Origin of the sequence: Streptomyces sp. NPDC016469 (assembly GCF_040632905.1) — a bacterium.
GTDB lineage: Bacteria > Actinomycetota > Actinomycetes > Streptomycetales > Streptomycetaceae > Streptomyces.
In genome coordinates, this window is sequence record NZ_JBEYCQ010000004.1 from 304,321 (window position 1) to 329,115 (window position 24,795).

The following is a 24,795-nucleotide window of genomic DNA, read 5'->3' on the forward strand; positions in this document are numbered from 1 at the left end:
GCTCGTCAGTACCGCCAGCGCGTCGCCTCGATGACCTCCACGTCCGAGCGCCCCGCGAACAGGTCCGCCTCCGCCCGCCGCACCGCCAGCACCGCCTCGTACAACTCGCGTCCGAGCGTCTGTCGCAGCAGCGCGGACTTCTCGAACGCGTCGGCCGCCTCCGACAGGCTGACCGGGAGGCGCTCGGCGGAGGCCGCCGTGACCGGGTCGCCCCGGGTCTCGGGAGGCAGGGGCAGTCCGGCATCGAGCCCGGACAGCCCGGCGGCCAGCACACCGCCCACCGCGAGATACGGGTTGGCGGCGGCATCGAAGCACTTGAACTCGGCGTTCGCCTGCTCGGCGGTGGAGCCCGTGATCAGGCGCAGCGCCGCCTCACGGTTCTCCAGTCCCCAGCACCGGTATGCCCCGGCGAAGTGGGCCGGGACCAGGCGCAGGTAGGAGGCGGCCCCCGGCGCGCCGAGGGCGAGCAGCGCGGGCAGTTCCGCCAGCGCTCCCGCCAGGAAGTGCTCCGCCTCGGGGTGCAAGCCGTGGGGGCCGGAGCCACCGTGGCCGAGGTTGCGGCCCTCACGCCAGAGGCTGAGGTGGAGGTGGCTGCCGTTGCCGAGCGCGCCTTCGGTGAAGACGGGGGCGTACGAGACGCGCAGGCCGTGCCGGGCGGAGACGGCCCGGATCGTGTGGCGGATCAGCATCGTCGTGTCGGCCGCCTCGACCGGGCCCTCGGCGGCCACGGAGACCTCGAACTGCCCGGCGGCGTACTCGGGATGGAGCTGGGCCACGCTGAGCCCCTGCGTGGTGAGGGCTCGCAGCACGTCCCGGAGGTAGTCGGAGTGCTCGATGAAGCGGGTCATGCCGTATCCGGGCCCGGTCGTCGCCGGATCGCCCGCGGCGTCGGCCACCGCCCACTCGACCTCGATCCCGGCGCGCAACGTCAGGCCGCGCCGCTCCAAGGCCTCCGCGGCCCGGCGGGCGAAGCCGCGCTGACAGCCGGGGTGCGGAGCGCCGTCCTGGGAGTAGCGATCGGCCGGGGCCCAGGCCCAGCCGGGCTGGGCCGCGAGGGGGGTGAGCCGGTCGAGATCCGGGACGAGGCGCAGATCGCCCACCGCGCCCGTGCTGGAGGGGGCGGAGGTGAAGGAGTCGTCCACCAGGGCGAGATCGAAGCAGGGCGGGGCACCGACCCCGAACTCGGCGGCGTGTACGAGCTGGCTGAGGGGCACCGACTTCACCCGGGTGAGCCCGGCGTTGTCGACCCAGCCGAACACCACCCCGTCGATTCCATCGGTGGCGAGCTGGGCTTCGGCCGCCCGGGCCTGGGCGGCCCGTTCGGCCCCGGAGCGCGTGATGATCATGAGCCCATGCTGTCGTTCGCGGCGGACGGTGCGCCACGGTACGGCAGGCAGTTCACTCGTCCGTGGACGCCCCGAACGACACGCTGACTCAGGCGTGACGCAGGCAGAGGCTGCCCCACTGGAAGCCCGCGCCGATGGCGGAGAGCACATAGACGTCCCCCGGAAGCAGGGCGCCCTCGGTCACCGTCGTGTGCAGCGCCGTGAAAACCCCCGCCGAACCGGTGTTGCCCAGCCGGTCGATGGTGACGGTGGCGCGCTCACGAGGGACGTCGAGGGCGCTCAGGGTCTCGTTGAGGATGTTCAGGTTGGCCTGGTGCAGGAAGAAGTGCCGCACCTGGTCCACCGGCACACCGGCCTGGTGCGCGGCGCTGCGGATGCTCTCGGGGAGGCGTGTCGTCGCGGTGTTCCACACGGCACGCCCGTCCATGTGCAGATAGTGCTCCCCGGCGGCGACGGTGGCGCTGCTCGCGGGCAGCCGGGAGCCCCCGGCGGGGATCTGGACGTCGTACGAGAGCTGGGAGCCCAGGTCGTACGAGAGCAGACCGGCTCCGGGCGTCTCGCTGCGGGTGAGGACGACGGCCGCCGCGGCATCCCCGAAGAAGACGCGCGTGGTGCGGTCGGCGGGGTCGGTGATCCGGGACGCGCAGTCGGCCGCGAGGATCAGGATCGTGTCGATGGACGGGTTCTGAAGGAGGTGGGCGGCGATCAGCACGGCCTGGATGCCCGAGGCGCACGCGGCCTGGGTGACGTCCAGCGACAGGGCACGGTGGGCGCCCAGGGCGTCCTTGACGATCAGCGCGGTCGACACGAGCGGCTGGTCGCCCGTGTAGCTGGCCACGATGACCGCGTCCAGCCCGGCCGGCTCGATCCCGGCCGCCTCCAACGCCGTACGCGCGGCGGCGACACACATGTCCGAGGTCGCCAAGTGCGGTGCCAGACAGCGGCGTTCGCGGATGCCGGTCCGGCTCGTGATCCACGCGTCGCTCGTGTCCAGGGTGCGCGTCAGCTCCTGGTTGGTGACGACCGCAGGCGGCAGGTGCATCCCGGTACCGGCGACGGCGAAAGGCACGGACAGGCCGGCACCGGTCTGATGGGACCGGCTCCGGTGGGGCAGAGGCTGGTGGGGCAGAGGCTGGTGGGGCAGGGGCTGGCCGGGCGCGAGAACTCCCATATTCCGTACCTTTCGAAAGCGGTTCGAGAAAAGAAAGGCCCCGTCGCATTCTGAAGCCGCCGCATCGTCTCACGGAAAACCCGCGGGAAAAGTGTGCGGTAATCCGTGAGCGTGAGGAATTATGCGTCGGCTTGACAGCAGAATGGCGGATACGCATTCCTGGCGGTCACGACGTCGTTTTCCCGGGCGGCGCGGTACGCAGGGACGGTACGGAGTCGAGCAGCGTCCGGGTGTACGGGTGGGCCGGCGCGCGCAGAAGCGTTCCGGTGGGCGCGGTCTCCACGATCCGGCCGTGCCGCATGACCGCCACCGCGTCGGAGACATGGCAGACCGCCGGCAGGTTGTGGCCGATGAACAGCATGGACAGACCGAGCCCCTGCTGAAGCCGGCGGACCGTGTTCAGGACGGACGCCTGCACCGAGACGTCGAGCGCCGAGGTGATCTCGTCGGCGATCAGCAGGCCCGGCTCGACGGCCAGCGCACGAGCCAGGGCGACCCGCTGCCGCTGACCCCCGGACAGCTGCCGGGGCAGGCGGTCGGCGAGCCCGGCGTCCAGGCCGACCAGCTCCAACAGCTCGGCGACGCGTTCCGTGCGCCCCGCCCGGTCGAGCCGGCGGAACACCGTGGCCGCCTCGACCAGCGCCTGACGGGCGGTCATCCGGGGATCGAGCGCGGTGTCCGGGTCCTGGAGGACCACTTGGACCCGACGGCCCAGTCGGCGCCGGTCCCGGAGGGTGCGGGTGCGGATCTCCTCCCCGTCCACGAGGATCCGGCCGGCCCGCACCGGCACCAGGCCGACGATCGCGCCCGCCAGCGTGGACTTTCCGGAGCCCGACTCCCCGACGAGACCCAGCGTCGTGCCCGGCGCGATCTCCAGTGAGACCCCGTCCACGGCGGCGAAGGAGCCGCGGGGGCCGGTGCGCCGGACGGTGAGGCCGTCCACCCGGAGGGTTGTCATGACGCGGCCGCCGTCTCCGCGGCGGCCGTCACCGGCAGCGGGTACCAGCAGGCGACCCGGTGGCCGGAGCCCAGATCGTCCAGCGGCGGAGCCTGCTCGGCGCAGCGGTCCCGGCGGCGCGGGCAGCGGGCCTCGAACGCACAGCCGGGGGAGGGCGCGAGCGGATCGGGCGGGGCGCCCCCGACCGTCGGCAGCGGGCGGCCTCGGTCGGCGGCGAGGTCCGGGACCGACGCGACGAGCGCCCGGGTGTAGGGGTGCCGGGCGCCCGCGGCGAGCCGGCCGACGGGCAGGGTCTCGACGATGGTGCCCGCGTACATGACCAGCACCCGTTCGCAGAACTCGGCGACCAGTGCGACATCGTGGCTGATGAACAGGATCGCGGCGGAGGTGTCCCGCCGGATGTCCACGAGCAGCCGGGTGATCTGCCGCTGCACGGTCACGTCGAGCGCGGTCGTCGGCTCGTCCGCGATGATCAGCCCCGGCCGCACCATCAGACCGGCGGCGATCATCACCCGCTGGCGCTGGCCGCCGGAGAGCTCGTACGGGCGCGAGCGCAGCAGTGACGGGGGGAGGGCGACGCGGCGCAGCGCCTCGGCGGCCTGCGCGGTGGCCTCGGCGCGGCCCGCCCCGCGATGGGTCCGGACCGCCTCGGTGAGCTGGGTGCCGATCCGCAAGGCAGGGTTGAGCGCGGACGCCGGGTTCTGGAACATCACCGACAGGCCCGTCGCGAGGTGCCGGTCCCGCTCCTTCCGCGTCAGCGCGCCGAGATCGGTCCCGAGCAGGCGCAGCGTACGCCGGGAGACCCGGGCGCCGTACGGGAGCAGGTCCGCGACGGCGAGAGCGGTCAGCGATTTGCCCGAACCCGATTCGCCGACCAGCCCGACGATCTCGCCCCGCCCCAGCGACAGGCTCACCCCGCGCACCGGGCGGATCGGTCCGGCGGGGGTCGGGAGTTCGACGGTGAGGCCCTCGACCTGCAGGACCTGCCCTTCCTCGGCGGGACCGCTCGGGGCGGAGCGCTGTGCCGGGACGCGCACCACCGGGCCGCGCCGGGCGGCACCCCCGGCCAGGACCTCGCCCAGCAGCTGGAACGTCAGCGCCGCGTACACGAGCGCCAGGCCCGGTGCGAGCGCGGGAAGCGGCTCGGCGTAGATCCGGTCGAGCCCCTGGCTGAGCAGCTGCCCCCAGTCGTAGCCCGGAGGCTGGACGCCGAGACCGAGGAAGCTCAGCCCGGAGAGCGCGACCAGGGCGGTGCCCGCCGCCGTGGTGACGCTCAGGAGCAGCGGCTCGGCGATGTTCGGCAGGACATGGCGCCACAGCAGCCGGAACCGGCCCAGCCCGAGGACTCTGGCGGCGGCCAGGTGGTCGGTGCCCGCGACGCCCGCCGCGAGGGTCTGGGCCAGCCGCGCGAACCCGGGCACCCCCGCGGCGGCGAGTGCCAGCACCGCACCGGCCGTGCCCGCGCCGAACACCACCGCGAGGAACATCGCGACCAGGAGCGCCGGGAACGCGAGCAGGAGGTTGATCAGCCCGGCGGCCAGCCGGCGGGCGCGTCGGCCGACGACGGCGGTGCAGGCCCCCAGGAGCACGCCCGCGGTCGCCCCGAGCAGCACCGACGCCAGCGCGAGCAGCAGCGAGGGCCGGGCCGCCGCCAGGATCCGGGCCAGCAGGTCCCGGCCGAGGCCGTCCGTGCCGGCCGGGTGGGCCGCCGAGGGCCCCTGGAGCACGGCCGAGGGGTCGGGGCGGTCGGCCGCCGCGCCCCAGAACAGCGGGCCGGCCACGGCGAGCACGACGAGCGACGCCAGCATGACCCCGGTGACCCAGGCCATGGGGGAGCGCCGGAGACCGGCGGGAAGGCTCATGATCACATCTCCCGGATGGCCGAGCGGGGGTCGAGCAGGGCGAGCAGCACGTCGACCAGGAGACCGGCGAGCAGCACGGTGGTCCCGAGCACCAGCACCATGGCCTGGACCACCGGGTAGTCCTGCGCGCCCACGGACTGGGCCATCGCGGACCCGATGCCGGGCCAGGCGAACACCTTCTCGACCAGGACGGTGCCCGCGATCAGTGCGGGCAGCAGGCTTCCGGCGACGGTGAGCGCCGCGGACGCCATGTTCGGTGCCGTGTGCCGCAGATGGCGGCGTGCGGCGGGCAGCCGCTTGCTCCGCGCGGTACGCAGATAGTCCTCGTCCAGCACCTTCAGCGCCTCCACCCTGACGATGCGCAGCAGTACGGCGGTGGGGGTGAGGGAGAGCGCGAGGACGGGGAGCACGAGGGAGGCGACGCCCGCCGCACCGGCCACCGGGAACAGCTGGAGGCCGACGGCGAGCAGGGCGGTGAGCCCGGCGGCCAGCACGAAGTCGGGTACCCCGGTCAGACCGGCGGTGACCGTGGTGAACGCCAGCTCGCTACGCGGGCGGCGGCCGTCGCGGGTGCGGACGGCGGCGAGCAGCCCGCCGGGCAGGGCGACGGTGAGCGCGGTGAGGAAGGCGAGGCCGGCGATCTCCAGGGTGGCCGGCAGCCGGGTGCGGACCAGCTCCGCGACCGGCGCCCCGGTGACCAGCGAGGTCCCGAGGTCGCCGTGCAGCAGACCGCCGAGGTACTGCCGGTACTGGGTCAGGAACGGCAGGTCCAGCCCGAGCGCGTGCCGTCGGGCGGCGACGAGGTCGGGCGCGGCGTCCACACCGAGCGCGGCCCGCACGGGGTCGCCGGGGATGAGGCGGATCATCGCGAATGACGCGGTGACGACGATGCCGAGGGAGACGAGGAGCCGGAGGCCGCGACGGCCCAGGAACACCGTCCAGGGGTGCCGCAGCAGTGGGGGAACGGTCATGGTGGGCCCCGGGATCACTGGTGGAGGCGGATGCTCGTGGGGACGAGCCGGCCGCCGAACGTAGTGGTGAATGTGGTGCGGTGGCCGTACACGCCGCTGCGGCCCTCGGCGATCGGCAGAGCGGCGGCGGAGCGGAAGAGCGCGGCGGCGGCCCTGTTCCAGGTGGCGCACCCTGTCGTGTCCGGCTCCCGGAGGGCCCGGGAGACCAGGGCGTCGTACTCCGGATCGGCCACCCCCGCGAAGTTCAGGCCCTCGGCGGGGGCGGGGCCGGAGAAGAAGGGGATGAAGCCCGCCGGCAGGGCGAAGCCCGGCGTACTGCCGACCACCACGTCGAAGTCGGCCGTCGTGTACATCGCGTTGACGAGGGCGGGCAGGCTCTCGGTGACCAGCTCGACCTTCGCGCCGAGCGCCGTCCACTCCCGGGCCATCAGCTCGGCGACGGATGCCAGGGTGGGGCCGAGATCGGGGCTGGTGATCAGGCGGAGCCGGAGCGCCCGGCCGTGCTTGGTGAGCGGACCGCCGGCGGAGCGGGTCCAGCCCGCTTCCCGCAGTGCTTCGGCGGCGTCCCGGGTGGGCAGGTTGGCGTCGGCGAGGTCGGCATGGCAGACGGCCCCCTCGGCGCCGAAGTCCTCGGCGGGGCTGCCGGCGCCGCCCACGGCGACGTTGGCGAGCCCCCGGCGGTCGAGGGCGGAGACCAGGGCCCGGCGCACGGCCCGGTCGGCGAGGATCCGGTCGGGGCGCTGGTTGAAGAAGGTCAGCCCGACGACGGTCGCGACCTCGGAGACGGCCAGGCCGTGGCCGGTGAGCCGGGCGCGGTCGGGCCCGCTCACCCGCGCGATGTCGACGCCCCCGGTCAGCAGGAGGTTCGCCGCCGTGGAGGTCTGGGGCACCACCGAGAGCCGGATGCGCTCGGGCAGCCCGCGCTCGGCGGTCGTCGCACCGGCGGGCCCCCAGGTGTAGCCGTCGCGGACGGTGAACTCGTAGGGCCCGCCGGGGGTGTAGCGGGTCAGCACGTAGGGGCCGGTGCCCTGTGTGGCGCGGGCGAGCGAGCCGGGCCGGTCCAGGCCCGCCGGGCAGACGATGGGCAGCAGGCCGATGGTGCGGATCAGGAAGGGGAACGGGGCGCCGGCGGAGACCGACACCGTGCGCGTCCGGTCGTCGGCGCGCGCCGTGAAGGGGACGTTCGGCAAAACCGTGCGGGCTCCCGCGAGCTGGTTGTCCGGGTCGGCCGCGTAGGTCAGCGACCGGGCGACCGCCGAGGCGGTGAGGGCGGTCCCGTCGGAGCAGGTGACGCCCGTGCGGAGCGTGAACACGGCGCTGGTGGCCGTCGCCCGCCAGGAGGCGGCCAGGCCGGTGGCCAGGCCGCCGTCGGCGGCGGGGTTCACCAGGGAGTCGTAGGCGTAATGGGCCTGGGAGGCGCCGAAGGTGGAGTACGGGTCGAAGCTCGGCGTCTCGCTGGCCTCGGCGATCCGGACGGTGCCGCGGTCCACCAGGGGGGTGTTCGTCGAGGAGCGGGCGACGCCGCCGCAGCCGCTCAGCGCGAGGGCCGAGGCGGTGAGCGCGGCCGTCAGGACGGCCGGCGGGGTGCGTCGGAGCATGGCGCCATGGTGACACCGGGGAGCGGTCGTGATGATCCGACTTCCTTACCCGCAAAGCCTGTTCGAGCACCCGGAATCGCCCGGCCGCCGGGGCCGGGCGCGGCGGGGATCGGCGGGGGCGGCCGAACCTGATTCACCCGTACGAGTCGGGGGAGGGGCGTCGGGGCATGTGCCAGGCAGCATGTTTCGAAGAGGATAGTCGGATCATCAGTCCTTAGGCGCGCCGGAGTGTGCTTAATTCCGGACACGAGAAATGGCCACGGACACTCACACGAGTGAACCCGGAGGAATCCATTTGGCCCAGGTGGGTGTTGTTCGACTACCGTGATCAAGGGATCGGACGGCGTGTTCCTGTCGTCCGGGAATTCGACTTCCGGGAACATCCGGAATTTTTCGGCTCTGTACCGGAATTCGAAACGGAATGTCTATTTCCGCCCGGCGGTGCGCCGCTCCCCTTCTCGTCGTGCCCGGGTTCCCTGTCATACGTATGCGTGGAGAGGATGGAGCGTCATGCCGCCTGTAGTACCGCCGTTTCTCGTCGGACTCATCGTCGCGCCGCTGGCCAAGCGTCTGCTGAAGCCACTGGTGGGTGGAGTCGTCAAAGCGTCCGTCGGAATCGCGATGGAGGTGAAGAAGGCGGCCCACGAGGCCGGGGAGAACATTCATGACCTCGCGGCCGAGGTCGCCGCCGACGTGGTCGCCGCACAGATCGCCGCCGGCGACACCGAGGGCCGCTCCGTGCCCGGTCAGCACGCGACCGGAGACGGTGCCAAGGGGGACCGGAGGGCCCCGAAGATCCGCGCGACCGCCGAGAGCGCCGCCGGAAAGACGCACTGACGGCCTGTGCGACCCGCGGCCGCCACCGGGCGCGCCCGCCGATCGATTGCGGCGGCACGCGCCAGGGTGGCGGCCGTTCCGGGGCCGCCCCGCCTGCGCCCCCCGAGGCCACCGTCGGCCCGCTCCGCATCTCAATTCCCGCTCCGTCGCCCTGATCCGTCGAGTCCGTGACGGCCTTCCGCGACCTCCGCAAACAGGTGAACGTACACATGCCATCGCTACTGGGAGCCGCATCCGGATTCCGCTCCGTGGAACCGGCCGCGAGCCCTCGCTCGGTCACACCGGGCCGCCAGCGCTGGGACGTCGGGCTCGTCGTCGGACGCCCCCGGACGGCCGAGATTCTCGCCACCGCGCTGCGCCACATCCCCGGGATCACCGAGGCCCAGGCCAGCCCGGTCACCGGCGGGGTGCTCGTCCGGCACGACGCACGGCTGTGCGCCGCGGACGTCGGCCGGATCATCGGCCGCACCGTCGCCCGGCTCGCCCGGGAAGCGGCCGGCACGGGACGAGCGGCGACGGACCGGTCCGTGCCGGCCCCTCGGGCGGACCGGGGCCTTGTCGTACGGCCGGTGCTCGCCGTCGGCGGCGGGGTCGCGGCGGGCACCGCGCTGGTCAAGGGATCGGCCCTGACCAGGCAGCTCGTCGCCGTCGGCGGAGTGGCCGCGGCGACCGCGGTCGTCCTGCGGAAGGCGTGGCGCGGAACGGCCGAGGCGGCCGGGCCCGACGCCGAGCGGCACCCCCTGCTGGAGATCGTGGGACCCCACCGCCCCCGCCTCTACCGGGCCGCAGCCCTGTCCGTCGCCTGCCAGGCTGCGGAAATGGCGCTCGGTACCTTCCTCGGATGGACCGGCCTGGTCCTCATCAAGGGGGAGGCCGCACCGCTGGCCGGCCTCGGCCTGACCACGGCGTCCGCCCAGCTCTGGGGCCTGGCGGGACTAGTGGCCGCTGCCTGCGCCGCCGTCGCGGGACTCTCGTACGCCTCGAACCTCCAGTGGCGCCGGCTCGGCCAGGACATCGAGCACGACTGGCGGGGACGCACCTACCGGCACGTCCAGCACCTCGAACTGGGCCAGTTGGAGGGCGAACGGACCAGCAGGGTGGCCGGCACCCTCACCAACGACGTCGGCCAGCTCGGCGCCTTCTTCGCGGGACCGGCCAACGACGTGCTGCAACTCGGCACCAGCCTGGCCCTTCTGGTACCGGCGTTCCTCCTGCTGGCACCCCAGATCGCCTGGATCGCCTTCCTCCCTATCCCCGTCATCGCCTGGCTTTCGCTGCGCCACCAGGAGAAGGCCGCGACGGACTACGCCGCCACCGGCGAACACCGCGCCAGGCTCGGCAGCCAGGTGATCAACTCGCTCGAAGCCGTTGCGACCGTCAAGAGCTTCTGCACCGAGGCGTACGAGGCCGAGCGCGTCGACCAGTTGAGCGACGCGGTTCAGGAGAGCAGCCACCGCACCGACCGCGGCACCCTCCGCCACGGCGAGACCGTCCGGGCCTGCACCACCGCTTCGATGGCCGGCACCCTGCTCATCGGCGGCCGCGCGGTCCTCGACGGCACCCTCCGCTTCGAGGTGTTCAGCCCCCTGATCGGGCTGCCTCAGATGCTGCTCATGCGGATGAGCCGGCTCGGCGGCATCGCCGACCAGTACCAGCGCACCCTCGCCTCCTACGAGCGGGTCCAGCGGCTGCGTGAGCTGCCCGTCGAGGCCGACAGCGGCGAAGGGGCGCTCGAACTCCCCGCCGTGCGGGGCGAGATCGTCCTGGACGAGGTCACCTTCGCCTATCCCGGCCGCCCGGCGACCCTGGACAGCCTCTCGCTGACCATCCCGGCCGGGCGGGTCACCGCGCTGGTCGGCGCCACCGGCTCCGGCAAGACGACGATCGCCAAACTGCTCATGCGCTTCCAGGACGCCGAGTGCGGCCAGGTCATGCTCGACGGCCGGGACGTCAAGGACCTGCGGCGGCACGACCTGCGCCACGCCATCGGCTTCGTCGCCCAGGACCCGTTTCTCTTCGACGGCAGCATCGCCGACAACATCCGCTACGGCAGCTTCGGCGCCTCCGACGAGGCCGTCGTCCGGGCCGCCGCCATGGCCGAGGCGCACACCTTCATCACGACCCTGCCGAACGGCTACGAGACCCTCATCGGCGAACGCGGCGCCGCGCTCTCCGGCGGCCAGCGGCAGCGGATCGCCCTGGCCCGCGCGATCCTCAAGGACCCGCCCGTCGTGATCCTGGACGAGGCGACCTCGGCCGTGGACAACGAGACGGAGGCCGCCATCCAGCGCACGCTGCACAGCTTCGCGGCCGACCGGACCATGATCGTCATCGCCCACCGCCTCTCCACGGTCCGCCACGCCGACCGCATCTTCGTCCTGGACAAGGGCGGCATCGTCGCCGAGCAGGGCACCCACGACGAACTCCTCGCCCAGCACGGGCTCTACGCATCCCTCTGGCAGCTCCAGGCCGGCGAACTCGCCGCCTGACCGCAGGAATCCGCCCCACCCGCCCGGCCGCGTGACGCCACCGCGGCCGGTGCGCCCTGCGCGCATGCCCTTTCACACCTCTGGAGGTACCCCCATGTCCCGTCGTGACGGCGACGTCCTGCCCCTGACCGCGGCCCAACGGGAGATCTGGCTCGCCGAGCAGAGCTCGCCGACGCCGATCCCGGGCTACCGCGTCGGTGAGTGCCTGGAGATCCATGGGCCGGTCGATCCGGAGCTGTTCGAGGCCGCGCTGCGCCGGGTGGTGGACGAGGTCGACGCCCTGCACGTGACCTTCACCGACGAAGGGGACGGCCCGCACCAGATCCTCCGCGCGACCTGGGACTGGGCACCGGTGCACCTCGACTTCGAGGCGGAGCCGGACCCCAGGGCGGTGGCCGGCGAGTGGATGGAGCGCGACCTCGCCCGCCCGCTCGACCTGTCCCGCGATCCGCTGTTCGGCCACGCGCTGATCCGGCTGTCACCGACGGAGTACCTCTGGTACCTGAACTACCACCACGTGGTCCTGGACGCGATCAGCAGCTCGATGATCCGCGGGCGGGTCGGCGAGGTGTACTCGGCGCTGGCCGGGGACGCCCCCGTGCCGCCGTCCCCGTTCGGCACGCTGCGGGACCTGGTCGACAGCGACGCCGACTACCGCGCCTCCGACGCCTTCACGGCGGACCGCGCCTACTGGACCGGGCGCTTCACCGATCTGCCCGCCCCGACACGGCTCACCGACATCTCGGCGACCGACCCGCACCGGGTCCTGCGCGTGGCCGGCGAGCGGGAGCTGCGGAGCCCGGAGGCGTTGCGGGCGGCGGCGGCCCGGGCCGGGGTCAGGTGGTCCCGCATGGTGATCGCGGCGACCGCGCTCTACGCCCACCGGCTGAGCGGCGCCCAGGACGTGGTTCTCGCCCTCCCCGTCACCGGCCGCCGTGACGCCGGCCGCGACCTGATGGCTGTGCCCGGCACGATGTCGAACGTGGTTCCGCTCCGGCTGACCGTGCGGCCGGACATGCCGTGGGGCGAGCTCGTGGCCCAGGTGGCGAACGAGGTCGAGGCGGCTGTCGCACACGAGCGGTACCGCGGCGAGGACCTGCTCCGCGACCTCGGAGCGCCCGGGGGCATCGGTACGGCGTTCCCGCTGATCGTCAACATCATGGCCTTCAACGCCAGGCCCAGCTTCGCCGGACATCCCGCGTCCGTGCACCACTTCGTCTCCGGCTCGACCACCGACCTCGCCGTCTGGCTGTTCGACTACCGGGACGGCAACGCCCCGCTGCTCAGGCTGCACGGCGCGCCGGACGCGTACCGCGACGACGACCTCGCCGCACACCAGGGACGGCTGCTCGCCCTGCTCGACGCGGTGGCGGACCTCGATCCGGACGAGACGGTGGGCGGGGTCGACCTGCTCACGGCCGAGGAGCACCGCGAGGTGGCGGTGCTGGGTACCGGGCCGACGGCGGCGCCCCCGGCCGCGAGCCTGCCCGAGCTGTTCCGGGAGCAGGTGCGGACGGTCCCGGACCGGGTGGCGCTCGCGTGTGGCGATGTGTCGTTGTCCTACGCGGAGTTGGATGCGCGGGCGAACCGTTTGGCCCATGCGCTGATGGCGCGCGGGGCGGGTCCGGAGCGGCTGGTCGCGGTGGCGTTGCCGAGGTCGGCGGAGCTGGTGGTGTCGATCCTCGCGGTGCTGAAGTCGGGCGCCGCGTATGTGCCGGTGGATCCGGAGTATCCGGCCGCTCGGATCGCGTATCTCCTGGACGACACCCGGCCGGTCCTGACACTGACCGACGCCCGCACCCTCGGCCACCTGCCGGAGGGGCCGTGCGACCGGCTGGTGCTCGATGACCCGGCGACGGTGGCGGAGCTCAAAAGCCGCCCTGCCGCCGATCCGATGGTGGCGGTCGACGCGCGTCACCCCGCGTACGTCATCCACACCTCCGGGTCCACCGGCCGCCCCAAGGGCGTCGTCGCCACCTACGGCGGCCTGGCCGATCTGCTCACCGACCACCGGAACGCCCTGTTCGCACCGCTGTTGAAGGAGCGGGACCGGCTGCGCGTGGCGCTCACCACCTCGGTGTCCTTCGACGCCTCCTGGAACCAGCTGATGGCCCTCTTCGCGGGCCACGAGCTGCACGTCCTGGACCACGCGGCCTGGACGGACCCGGAGGCGTTCGTCGCGTACGCGGCAGACCGTGGGCTGGACTACGTGGAGGCCACTCCCTCATACCTCCACGCCCTTGTATCTCATGGCCTGTTGAGCGACCCACGACGCGGCCCTGCGGTGGTCGCGGCCGGTGGCGAGGCCGTACCGCGGCAGCTGTGGGAGCGGTTGCGGGCGGCTGACGGCACGTACTGCCTCAACCTGTACGGCCCCTCCGAGTGCACGGTCAACTCGGTGACCGCAGCCGTGGCGTCGAGCCCGGGCCCGGTCATCGGCCGTCCCGTCACCAACGCCCGGCTGTATGTGCTGGACGGTGCGCTGCGGCCGGTGCCGGCCGGTGTGTCCGGCGAGTTGTACATCGCGGGTCCGGGTCTGGCGCGGGGCTACCACGACCGGCCGGGTCTCACGGCCGGGCGGTTCGTGGCGGACCCGTTCGGTGAGGGTGGTGCGCGGATGTACCGCACGGGTGACCTGGTGCGCTGGAACGGCGAGGGTGACCTCGAGTTCCTGGGGCGTACGGACGACCAGGTGAAGGTACGCGGCTTCCGTGTCGAACTCGGCGAGATCGAGGCTGTCCTCGCCGAACACCCGGGCCTCGCCCGCACCGCCGTCACCGTGCGCACCGACGAGGAGCCCCTTCTCGTCGCCCACGTCGTGCCCGTCGCCGGACAGGACGTCCGGGCGGACGCCCTGCGCGCCTGGCTCCGCGACCGGCTGCCCGCGTACATGGTGCCCTCGGCGGTCGTGGTGCTGGAGGCCCTGCCGCTGACCCCGAACGGCAAGCTGGACCGGCGCGCCCTGCCCGCCCCCGAGCACCGGCCCACCGCACCGGTCCGCGCCCCGCGCAGCGCGGTCGAGCACCAGCTCGCCGGGCTGTTCGCCGAGGTGCTGGGCGTCCCCGCGGTCGGCCTGGACGACGACTTCTTCGACCTCGGCGGACACTCCCTGCTCGGCACCCGGCTCATCGCCCGGGCCCGGTCCGTGCTGGGCGTGGAGCTGCGGCTCAGCGACCTGTTCGACGCGCCGACGGTGGCCCGGCTGGCGGCAGGGGCGGACGCGGCCGGCCAGGCGCGCCCGGCGCTGGGCCGGCGCGAGCGGCCCGAGACCGTGCCGCTGTCCTCCGCGCAGCGCCGGCTGTGGTTCCTGCACCGGATGGAGGGCCCGAGCGCCACGTACAACATCCCGCTGGCGCTGCGGCTGACCGGGAGCCTGGACGAGCGCGCCCTCGAAGCCGCCCTGGCGGACGTGGCCGAACGCCACGAGACCCTGCGCACCGTCTTCCCCTCGGTCGCCGGTGTGCCGTGCCAGCGGGTGCTGGACCCCGACGCGGCCCGGCCCCGGCTGCGGGTGACCGAGACCGGCGCGCGCGAGCTGTCCGACCGGCTGGCCGAGGCGGCACGGCAGGGGTTCGAGCTGTCCGACGAACCGCCGTTGCGCGCCGAGCTGTTCCGGCTCGGCGACGAGGAGCACGTCCTCCTGCTCGTCGTCCACCACATCGCCGGCGACGGCTGGTCGACGGGCCCGCTCTCGCAGGATCTGACGACCGCCTACGCGGCCCGGAGCGAGGGCGCGAAGCCGCGGTGGTCGCCGCTGCCGGTCCAGTACGCCGACTACACCCTGTGGCAGCGGGAACTGCTGGGCGCCGATGGCGATCCGGACAGCCTGCTGGACGCCCAGCTCGCCTACTGGCGCGAGCGGCTGGCGGGCCTGCCCGACCAGGTCGAGCTGCCCTTCGACCGGCCCAGGCCCGAGGCGATGTCCTACCGGGGCGCCCAACTGCCGGTGCGCGTCGACGCGGAGCTGTACGAGGGTCTGCGCGCCCTCGCCCGCGACGGCGGGGCCAGCCTCTTCATGGTGCTCCAGGCCGGACTGGCCGCGCTGCTCGGAAAGCTGGGCGCCGGGACCGACGTCCCGATCGGCACGCCCGTCGCGGGACGCACCGACGAGGCCCTGGACGACCTGGTGGGCTTCTTCGTCAACACACTGGTGCTGCGCACCGACCTGTCCGGCGACCCGACGTTCACCGAACTCCTGGCCCGAGTCCGCTCCGAGGCGCTGGCCGCGTACGCGCACCAGGACGTGCCGTTCGAGCACCTGGTCGAGGCGCTGAACCCGGCGCGGACCCTCGCGCACCACCCCCTCTTCCAGACGATGCTGACCCTTCAGAACGCGCCGTCCGGCACCTTCGACCTGCCGCGGCTGCGGGTGGCGTCCGACCTGGTCCCCACCGGCACGGCCAAGTGCGACCTGACCTTCGTCCTCGCCGAGCAGCCCGGCGGGGGCGGCCTGTCGGGTGTGGTGGAGTACAGCACGGACCTGTTCGACGCGGCCACCGTCACGGGCCTCGTCGAACGCTGGCTGCGGCTGCTGCGTGCCGTCGCCGCCGACCCCGGACGGCGCCTCGGCCAGGTGGACGTGGTGTCCGCCGACGAACTCCGGGCACTGCGGCCGGCCGGTCGGGGCGGGGAACCGCCGCAGCACAGCCTGCCCGCGCTGTTCGAGCGGCAGGTGCGGGCCGATCCGGACGCCGTCGCCCTCACGGACGGCACGGCCACCCTCACGTACGGCGGTCTGAACGCACGCGCCAACCGGCTGGCGCACGCCCTGATCGAACGGGGCGTCGGGCCCGAGCAGTTGGTGGCGCTGAAGCTGCCGCGCTCGGCGGAGCTGGTCGTGGCGGTGCTGGCGGTGCTCAAGGCGGGTGCCGCCTATGTGCCGGTGGACCCGGAGTACCCGGCCGCCCGCATCGCCTACCTGCTCCAGGACACCCGGCCGTCCCTGCTCCTGACGACGAGCCAGGTGGGTGCGGAGGAGGGTGTGGACCGGCTGCTCCTGGACACCGCTGACCTCGACGGGCTGCCGGACACGGACCCGGGGGCCGCCGTCGACCCGGCGCATGCCGCCTATGTCATCCACACGTCGGGTTCCACCGGAAACCCCAAGGGCGTCGTGATCCCGCACCGCAACGTGGTGCGTCTCTTCGACGCCACGCGCGAGCAGTTCGGCTTCGGTCCCGACGACGTGTGGACCCTCTTCCACTCGTACGCCTTCGACTTCTCGGTCTGGGAGCTGTGGGGACCTCTGCTGCACGGCGGCCGCCTCGTGGTCGTGGACCACGAGACGAGCCGTTCGCCCGGCCGGTTCCTGGACCTGCTCGTCCGTGAACGGGTGACGGTACTCAACCAGACGCCGTCCGCCTTCCACCAGCTCATGCAGGCCGACGCCGAGGATCCCGCGACCGGCCGCGGGCTCGCCCTGCGCACGGTGGTCTTCGGCGGCGAGGCACTGGAGCACGCCCGGCTGGCCGGCTGGTACGACCGTCACCCGGAGGACGCGCCGCGCCTGGTCAACATGTACGGCATCACCGAGACCACGGTGCACGTCACGTACGCGGAACTCGGCCGGACCGCCACCGTCCCCGGCGACATCGGCACCGCCCTCCCCGACCTCTGGGCGTACGTCCTGGACGCCGGCCTGCGCCCGGTCGCCCCGGGCGTTCCCGGCGAGCTGTACGTCGCGGGAGCCGGCCTGGCACGCGGCTATCTGAACCGGCCCGGGCTGACCGCGGGGCGCTTCGTGGCCGACCCGTACGGACCCGCGGGCTCGCGCATGTACCGCAGCGGCGACGTCGTGCGCCGCAGCGCGGACGGCACCCTGAGCTACGTCGGCCGGGCCGACCAGCAGGTGAAGGTGCGCGGCTTCCGCATCGAGCTGGGCGAGATCGAGGCGGCCCTGGCCGCGCACCCGGACATCGCGCAGGTCACCGTCCTCGCCCGTCGGGACCGGGCCGACGACACCCGGCTCGCCGCGTACCTCGTACCGGCCGCCGACGCCGCCCCGCTCCCCGCTGCCCTGCGCACCTACCTGCGCGAGCGGCTGCCGGAGCACATGGTGCCCTCGGCGTTCGTCACGCTGAACGACCTGCCGCTGACCGTCAACGGCAAGCTGGACCACCGCGCCCTGCCCGCCCCCGACCTCACCCCGGTGACCACCTCCCGCGCCCCGCGCACCGCCCAGGAGCAGATCCTCTGCGAGCTGTTCGCCGAGGTCCTGGGCGCGCCGTCGGCCGGCGTGGACGACGGCTTCTTCGACCTCGGCGGGCACTCCCTGCTCGCCACCCGCCTCGCCGCCCGGATCCGCGCGACGCTCGGCGTGGAGATGCCGCTGCGCACCCTGTTCGAGGCGCCGACCCCGGCAGCGCTGGCCGCCGCACTGCGAGCGGCCGGCCCGGCGCAGACCGCTCTGGCGCGCCGCGAGCGCCCCGAGATGATCCCGCTGTCGTTCGCGCAGCGCCGGCTGTGGTTCCTGCACCAGCTGGAAGGCGCGGGTGGGAACTACCACATCTCCCTCGCCTGGCGGCTCTCCGGAGCCCTGGACCGGCAGGCCCTGGAGGCCGCCATCGGTGACGTCGTCGCCCGGCACGAGAGCCTGCGCACCGTGTTTCCGGCGGTGGACGGCGTCCCGCACCAGCGCGTGCTGGACGTGGACGATGCCCGCCCGCGCCTGGCCGTGCACCCGGCCACCGAGGCCGGGCTGCCGGGCCTGATGGCGGCGGCGCGGGAGCGGCGGTTCGACCTGGCCGCCGACATGCCGCTGCGCGCCGAGCTGTTCGCCCTCGCACCGGACGACCACGTCCTCCACCTGGTGCTCCACCACATCGCGGGCGACGGCTGGTCGCTGAGCCCCCTCGCGCAGGGCCTGACCGACGCCTACACGGCGCGGCTGGGCGGCCGGGCCCCGCAGTGGGCGCCGCTTCCCGTCCAGTACGCCGACTACACCCTCTGGCAGCACGAACTGCTCGGCGACTCCGCCGACCGGGGCAGCCTGCTCGCCGGGCAGGCCGACTACTGGACCCGGCAGCTCGCCGGGCTCCCCGAGCTGATCGAGCTGCCCGGCGACCGGCCCCGCCCGGCGGTCGCCTCGCACCGGGGCGGCTCCGTGCGCGCCGGCCTGGACGCCGAGCTGCACCGGGGACTCCGCGAGCTCGCCCGCGCCCATGGGACGAGCCTCTTCATGGTGCTCCAGGCGGGGCTGGCCGCGCTGCTGAGCAAGCTGGGGGCCGGCGACGACATCCCGGTCGGCAGTCCGGTCGCGGGCCGGACGGACCAGGCGCAGGACGAGCTGGTCGGCTACTTCGTCAACACTCTGGTCTTCCGCACCGACACCTCGGGCGACCCGACGTTCGCCGAGCTGCTGGACCGGGTCCGGGACACCGCGCTCGCCGGGTACGCCCACCAGGACGTGCCGTTCGAGTACCTGGTCGAGGTGCTGAACCCGTCCCGGTCGCTCGCGCACCACCCGCTGTTCCAGGTCATGCTGGTGCTCCAGAACGCGCCGCGGGCCGAGTTCGCGCCCCCAGGGCTGCGCGTCGAGGACGTGCCGTCGGCGTCGGCCACGGCCAAGCTGGACCTGATCTTCACGATGGCCGAGCGGTATGGGGAGGACGGCTCCCCGGTCGGGCTCGACGGGTCCGTCGAATACGCCGACGACCTCTACGACTCCGCCACCGTCGAGACGATGCTCGCCCGGTGGGAGCGGCTTCTCCGCATCGCGGTCGCCGACCCCCGGCAGCGGCTCAGCCGGCTCGACCTGCTCACCGCCGACGAGCACCAGGCGCTCGCGGCCCTGGGCACCGGCCCGGCGGCCCCGGCCCGCAGTGAAACGTTGCCGGAGCTGTTCCGGGAGCAGGTCCGGAAGGCTCCGGACGCGACGGCACTCGTGTGCGGCGACGTGTCGTTGTCGTACGCCGAGTTGGATGCGCGGGCCAACCGGTTGGCGCATGCGCTGAGGGCGCGGGGTGCTGGTCCGGAGCGCTTGATCGCGGTGGCGCTGCCGAGGTCGGCGGAGCTGGTGGTGGCGATCCTCGCGGTGCTGAAGTCGGGTGCGGCGTACGTGCCGGTGGATCCGGAGTACCCGGCCGCTCGGATCGCGCACCTCCTGGATGACGCCCGGCCGGTCCTGACGCTGACCGACAGCCGTATCCAGCAACGGCTTCCGGAGGAGCCGGGCGACCGGCTGGTGCTCGATGACCCGGAGACTTCCGAACGGGTCGAAAGCTGCCCCGCCACCGACCCGATGGTGCCGGTCGATCCGGCCCAGCCGGTCTACGTCATCTACACCTCCGGGTCCACCGGCCGCCCCAAGGGCGTCGTCGTGACGCACACCGGCGTGGTCAACCTGTACGCCAACCAGGGGCCGCTGGTCTCGCCCACGGGGGAGCGGCTGCGCGTCGGGCTGACCACGTCCGTGTCGTTCGACGCCTCCTGCGACCAGCTGTTCGCCGTGTTCGCCGGGCATGAGCTGCACGTCCTGGACGAGGCGATCTGGACCGACCCGGCGGCCTACCTCGCGTACGCCGTGCGGGCCGGGCTGGACACCATCGGCGGCACCCCGTCCTACCTGCACGTCCTGGTGGATCACGGCCTGCTCGACCACCCCCGGTGGCGCCCCGCGCTCGTCGCCCTGGGCGGGGAGCCCGTGCCCGAGCAGCTGTGGGAGCGGTTGCGGGCCGCCGAGGGGGTGCGCGCCCTCAACTACTACGGCCCGTCCGAGTGCACGGTCGACTCGGTCGTCGCGCCCCTGGCGTCGAGCCCGCGTCCGGTGATCGGCCGGCCGATGGGGGGTGCCCGACTGTATGTGCTGGACGGTGCGTTGCGCCCCGTGCCCGGTGGTGTGGCCGGCGAGTTGTACATCGCGGGTCCGGGCCTGGCGCGGGGTTACCACAACCGGCCGGGGCTGAGCGCCGGGCGGTTCGTGGCGGACCCGTTCGGTGCGGCCGGCTCGCGGATGTACCGCACGGGTGACCTGGTGCGCTGGAACGGCGAGGGTGACCTCGAGTTCCTGGGGCGTACGGACGACCAGGTGAAGGTACGCGGCTTCCGTATCGAGCTCGGCGAGATCGAGGCCGTCCTCGCCGAGCACCCGGGCATCGCCCGCACTGCCGTGGTCGTCCGGCGGGACGGCGCGCAGGGGCCGAGGCTCGTCGCGTACGTGCAACCCGTCACCGGTTCCGCCCCGCAGACCGAGGAGCTGCGGGCGCGCCTGCGCGAGCGGCTGCCTGAGTACATGGTGCCGGCCGCCTTCGTCGCACTGGACGCGCTGCCGCTGACCCCGAACGGCAAGCTGGACCGGCGCGCCCTGCCCGAGCCCGACGCCACGATGACGGCGGGCCGGGCGCCCCGCACGCCCGAGGAACACGTGCTGGCCGGGCTGTTCGCCGAGGTGCTGGGCGTGCCACGGGTCGGTGCCGACGACGATTTCTTCGACCTCGGCGGACACTCCCTGCTCGCCACCCGGCTCGTCGCCCGGGTCCGTGCGACCCTGGGCGTGGAGCTCGCCCTCCCGACCCTGTTCCGTACGCCGACCGTGGCCGGACTGGCCGCCGGGCTGGGCGCCGCCGGCCGGGCCCGGCCCGAGCCGGCACGGGCGGATCGGCCCGAGCGGGTCCCGCTGTCGTCCGCTCAGCGCCGCCTCTGGTTCCTGCGCCAGCTGGAGGGCGCCGAATCCGTCTACAACATGCCCCTCGCCTGGCGGCTCACCGGCCCGCTGGACCCCGCGGCCCTCGAAGCGGCGCTGGGCGACCTCGTGGACCGGCACGAAACGCTGCGTACGGTCTTCCCGGCCCAGGACGGGGTGCCGTACCAGCAGGTGCTGGCAGAAGGAGAGGCGCACCCGGCCCTGGCGGTGACCCCGGCCGCCGCGCGGGACCTGACGGCGCGGCTGACGGCCGCCGCCGCGCGGGGTTTCGACCTCGCCGCCGAACCGCCCCTGCGCGCCGAGGTGTTCGAAAGCGCGCCGGACGAGCACGTGCTGCTCCTGGTGATGCACCACATCGCCGGCGACGGCTGGTCGCTCGGCCCGCTGGCCGCCGACCTGGCCACCGCGTACGCGGCACGCGTCCGTGGCGAGGCCCCTCAGTGGGCGCCGCTTCCCGTGCAGTACGCCGACTACACCCTCTGGCAGCACGAACTGCTCGGCGACGCCTCCGACGAGGACAGCCTGCTCGCCCGGCAGACCGACTACTGGACCCGGACCCTCGCGGGCCTGCCGGAACAGATCCGGCTCCCCGCCGACCGTCCCCGTCCCGCCGCCCCTTCCAGCTCCGGCGGCCGGCTCGCGATCGAGCTGGACGCGGAACTCCACGCCGGACTGGTCCGGCTCGGCCGCGAGCACGGGGCCAGCGTGTACATGGTGCTCCAGGCGGCCCTGGCCTCCCTGCTGGACAAGCTGGGTGCGGGCAAGGACATCCCGGTCGGCAGCCTGATCGCCGGCCGCACCGACCAGGCCCTTGACGACCTCGTCGGGTTCTTCGTCAACACGCTGGTCCTCCGCACCGACACCTCGGGCGACCCCACGTTCGCCGAACTGCTGGGCCGGGTCCGGGAGAGCGCGCTCGGCGCGTACGCCCATCAGGACCTGCCGTTCGAGCAGGTCGTGGAGGCACTCAACCCGTCCAGGTCGCTCACCCGCCAGCCGCTGTTCCAGGTACTGCTGGCGCTCCAGAACGTGCCCCGCACCGACTTCGCGCTGGACGGCCTGGCGACCGAACCCGTCCTGGTGGGGACGCCGACGACGATGTTCGACCTCGGCTTCCACCTGTTGGAGCGCGGCGGCCCCGGCGCCGCCGAGGGCATCGTCGGGCGCGTCGAGTACAGCACCGACCTGTTCGACCCCGCCACCGTGGAGACGCTCGTCGCCCGCTGGCTGCGGCTCCTCGCGGCCGTCGTCGCCGAGCCGGGGCTCCCGCTCAGCCGGATCGACGTCCTCACCGCCGACGAACGCCACGAGCTGCTGGCCGCCCGCAACGACACCGCCCGCCCGGCAGCCGACGCCACCCTGCCGGCACTCTTCGAGGAGTGGGTCCGGGCCGCCCCGGACGCCCCGGCCGTGGTCTTCGAGGACACCGTGCTGTCGTACGGCGAGCTGAACCGCCGGGCCAACCGCCTCGCCCACGCGCTGATCGCGCGCGGAGTGGGCCCCGAGCAGGTCGTCGCCCTCCGGCTGCCGCGCTCCGCCGAGCTGGTGGTCGCGGTCCTCGCGGTGCTCAAGACGGGCGCGGCGTACCTGCCGGTGGACCCGGACTACCCGGCCGCCCGTATCGCCTACATGCTGGAGGACGCGCGCCCCGCCGTGGTGCTCGACGACCTCGCCGCCGTAACGCCGCCCGGCACGCTGCCGGAGCGCGACCCGGGCGTGGGCGTGGACCCGCGCCACCCGGCGTACGTGATCTACACCTCCGGGTCCACCGGACGGCCCAAGGCCGTCGTCATGCCCGCCGCCGCGCTGCTCAACCTGCTGGCCTGGCACCATCGGGCCGTCGGCGGCGAACCCGGCACGCGTACCGCGCAGTTCACCGCGATCAGCTTCGACGTCTCCGTGCAGGAGATGCTGTCCGCGCTGCTGTACGGCAAGACCTTGGTGGTGCCCACCGAGGAGCAGCGCCGCAGCGCCGAACTGCTCGCCCACTGGCTGGACCGCCACCGCGTCGAGGAGCTGTTCGCGCCGAACCTGGTGGTCGAGGCGCTGGCCGAGGCCGCCGAAGAGGCCGGTCTCGACCTGCCGCACCTGCGGCTCGTCGCCCAGGCCGGGGAGGCGATGCGGCTGGGCGGTGCCCTACGCCGCTTCGCCGCCCGGCCCGGCCGGGCGCTGCACAACCACTACGGACCAGCCGAGACCCACGTCATCACCGCCTACCCGCTCCCGGCCGACCCCGCCGACTGCCCGCGGCCCGTGCCGATCGGCCGCCCGGTCGACAACTGCCGGGTGTACGTCCTGGACGAGGCCCTGCGCCCGGTCGCCCCCGGCGTCCTGGGCGAGCTGTACCTCGCCGGGACCGGGCTCGCCCGGGGCTACCTCGACCGGCCCGGGCTGAGCGCCGGACGTTTCGTCGCCGACCCGTACGGGGCGGCCGGCGCGCGCATGTACCGCACCGGCGACCTGGTGCGCTGGGGAGCCCACGGCGAGCTGGAATTCGCCGGCCGGGTCGACCACCAGGTCAAGGTGCGCGGCTTCCGCGTCGAGCCCGGCGAGATCGAGGCCGAGCTGACCGCGCACCCGGGTGTCTCCCAGGTCGCGGTGCTGGCCCGGGAGGACCGGATCGTCGCCTACGTCGTCCCGTCGGACCCGGCCGCGACGACGCCGGCCGCGCTGGCCGCGTACCTGGGCGACCGGGTGCCGGACTACCTGGTGCCGTCCGCGTTCGTGCTGCTCGACGCGTTGCCGCTGACGCCGAACGGGAAGCTGGACCGGGCGGCGCTGCCGGCGCCGGAGGCCGCGTCCACGGGGAGCGGCCGGGCGCCGCGCACCCCGCAGGAGCAGATCCTGTGCGAGCTGTTCGCCGACGTCCTGGGCCTCGCCCGGGTCGGGGCCGACGACGACTTCTTCGCGCTCGGCGGGCACTCCCTGCTCGCCACCCGGCTCGTCTCGCGGGTCCGGGCGACCCTCGGGATCGAACTGGAGCTGCGCGCCCTGTTCCGGACCCCGACACCGGCCGGGCTGGCGGCCGGGCTGCGCGACGCCGGCACGGCGCGCCGTGCACTCGTGCCCCGCCCCCGGCGCGAGATGCTGCCGCTGTCGTTCGCCCAGCGCCGCCTCTGGTTCCTCCAGCAGTTCGGCGCGCCGAGCGCCACCTACCACATGCCGCTGGCCCTGCGGCTCGCCGGCGACCTCGACCGGGACGCGCTCGGCGCCGCCCTGGTGGACGTGATGACCCGGCACGAGACCCTGCGCACGGTGTTCCCGCACACGGGCGGCATCCCGCACCAGCGGGTGCTGGACACCGGGGAGGTCGGCGCCCCGCTGACCGTGCGGCCGGCCGGGGAGGCCGAGGTGCCCGCGCTGCTCAGGGACGCGGCCGTGCGCGGCTTCGACCTGACCACCGAAATCCCGCTGCGGGCCGAGCTGTTCGCGGTCGCGCCGGACGAGCATGTGCTGCTCCTCGTCATGCACCACATCGTCGGCGACGGCTGGTCCATGGGTCCGCTGGCCCGTGATCTGGCCGCCGCCTACACCGCCCGGCAGGGCGGCGGGGCACCGGAGTGGCCGCCGCTGCCGGTGACGTACGCCGACTACACCCTGTGGCAGCACGAGATCCTCGGCGACGAGAACGACGCCGACAGCCTCTTCTCCCGCCAAGTCGCCTACTGGCACCGGACGCTGGCGGGCATGCCCGAACAGCTGCGACTCCCGGCCGACCGGCCTCGCCCGGCCGTCATGTCGTACGGCGGCGATGTGCTGGAACTTCGTATCGGCGCCGAACTGCACGCCCGTCTCGCGGAGTTGGCGCGCCGGTCCGGAGCGACCCTCTTCATGGTGTTGCAGGCGGGTCTGGCGGCGTTGTACACGCGGTTGGGTGCGGGGACGGATATCGCGATCGGGAGCCCGATCGCGGGGCGTACGGA

At 73.9% G+C, this 24,795-nt stretch carries 9 protein-coding genes; 3 read left to right on the forward strand and 6 right to left on the reverse strand.

Annotated features, from left to right (window positions below; all coding sequences use genetic code 11):
* Window positions 1-5: 5 nt before the first annotated feature.
* The 6 genes from ABZ565_RS06650 to ABZ565_RS06675 form a co-directional block, all read right to left on the reverse strand.
* Window positions 6-1,346: a glutamine synthetase family protein gene (locus ABZ565_RS06650; RefSeq protein ID WP_361021126.1), complete on the reverse strand. Its 1,341-nt coding sequence runs from the start codon at window positions 1,344-1,346 to the stop codon at window positions 6-8.
* An 88-nt stretch (window positions 1,347-1,434) separates the two neighbouring features.
* Window positions 1,435-2,415, reverse strand: coding sequence for a ketoacyl-ACP synthase III (locus ABZ565_RS06655; protein WP_361021129.1), 981 nt, complete (start codon window positions 2,413-2,415; stop codon window positions 1,435-1,437).
* 268 nt (window positions 2,416-2,683) lie between these two features.
* Window positions 2,684-3,475 carry an ABC transporter ATP-binding protein gene (locus tag ABZ565_RS06660; protein WP_361021131.1) on the reverse strand — a complete coding sequence of 264 codons (792 nt, stop codon included), beginning with the start codon at window positions 3,473-3,475 and terminating at the stop codon, window positions 2,684-2,686.
* The gene (locus ABZ565_RS06665) at window positions 3,472-5,337 is read right to left on the reverse strand and encodes a dipeptide/oligopeptide/nickel ABC transporter permease/ATP-binding protein (protein ID WP_361021133.1); all 1,866 of its coding nucleotides are present in this window, start codon (window positions 5,335-5,337) and stop codon (window positions 3,472-3,474) included. Before ABZ565_RS06665 ends, ABZ565_RS06660 begins: the two co-directional genes overlap by 4 nt.
* Before the next feature lie 2 nt (window positions 5,338-5,339).
* Window positions 5,340-6,308, reverse strand: a complete 969-nt coding sequence (locus ABZ565_RS06670; RefSeq protein ID WP_361021135.1) for an ABC transporter permease — start codon at window positions 6,306-6,308, stop codon at window positions 5,340-5,342.
* Between the two features lie 14 nt (window positions 6,309-6,322).
* Window positions 6,323-7,906: an ABC transporter substrate-binding protein gene (locus tag ABZ565_RS06675; protein ID WP_361021138.1), complete on the reverse strand. Its 1,584-nt coding sequence runs from the start codon at window positions 7,904-7,906 to the stop codon at window positions 6,323-6,325.
* A 510-nt stretch (window positions 7,907-8,416) separates the two neighbouring features.
* Here ABZ565_RS06675 and ABZ565_RS06680 point away from each other — a divergent pair.
* The 3 genes from ABZ565_RS06680 to ABZ565_RS06690 form a co-directional block, all read left to right on the forward strand.
* Entirely contained in the window at window positions 8,417-8,743 is a 327-nt protein-coding gene (locus ABZ565_RS06680; protein WP_361021140.1) for a DUF5132 domain-containing protein, read from the forward strand.
* 209 nt (window positions 8,744-8,952) lie between these two features.
* Window positions 8,953-11,232, forward strand: a complete 2,280-nt coding sequence (locus tag ABZ565_RS06685) for an ATP-binding cassette domain-containing protein (protein WP_361021142.1) — start codon at window positions 8,953-8,955, stop codon at window positions 11,230-11,232.
* A gap of 94 nt (window positions 11,233-11,326) precedes the next feature.
* Window positions 11,327-24,795 (forward strand): amino acid adenylation domain-containing protein (locus ABZ565_RS06690; protein ID WP_361021144.1); only part of this gene is annotated, 13,469 nt, incomplete at its 3' end.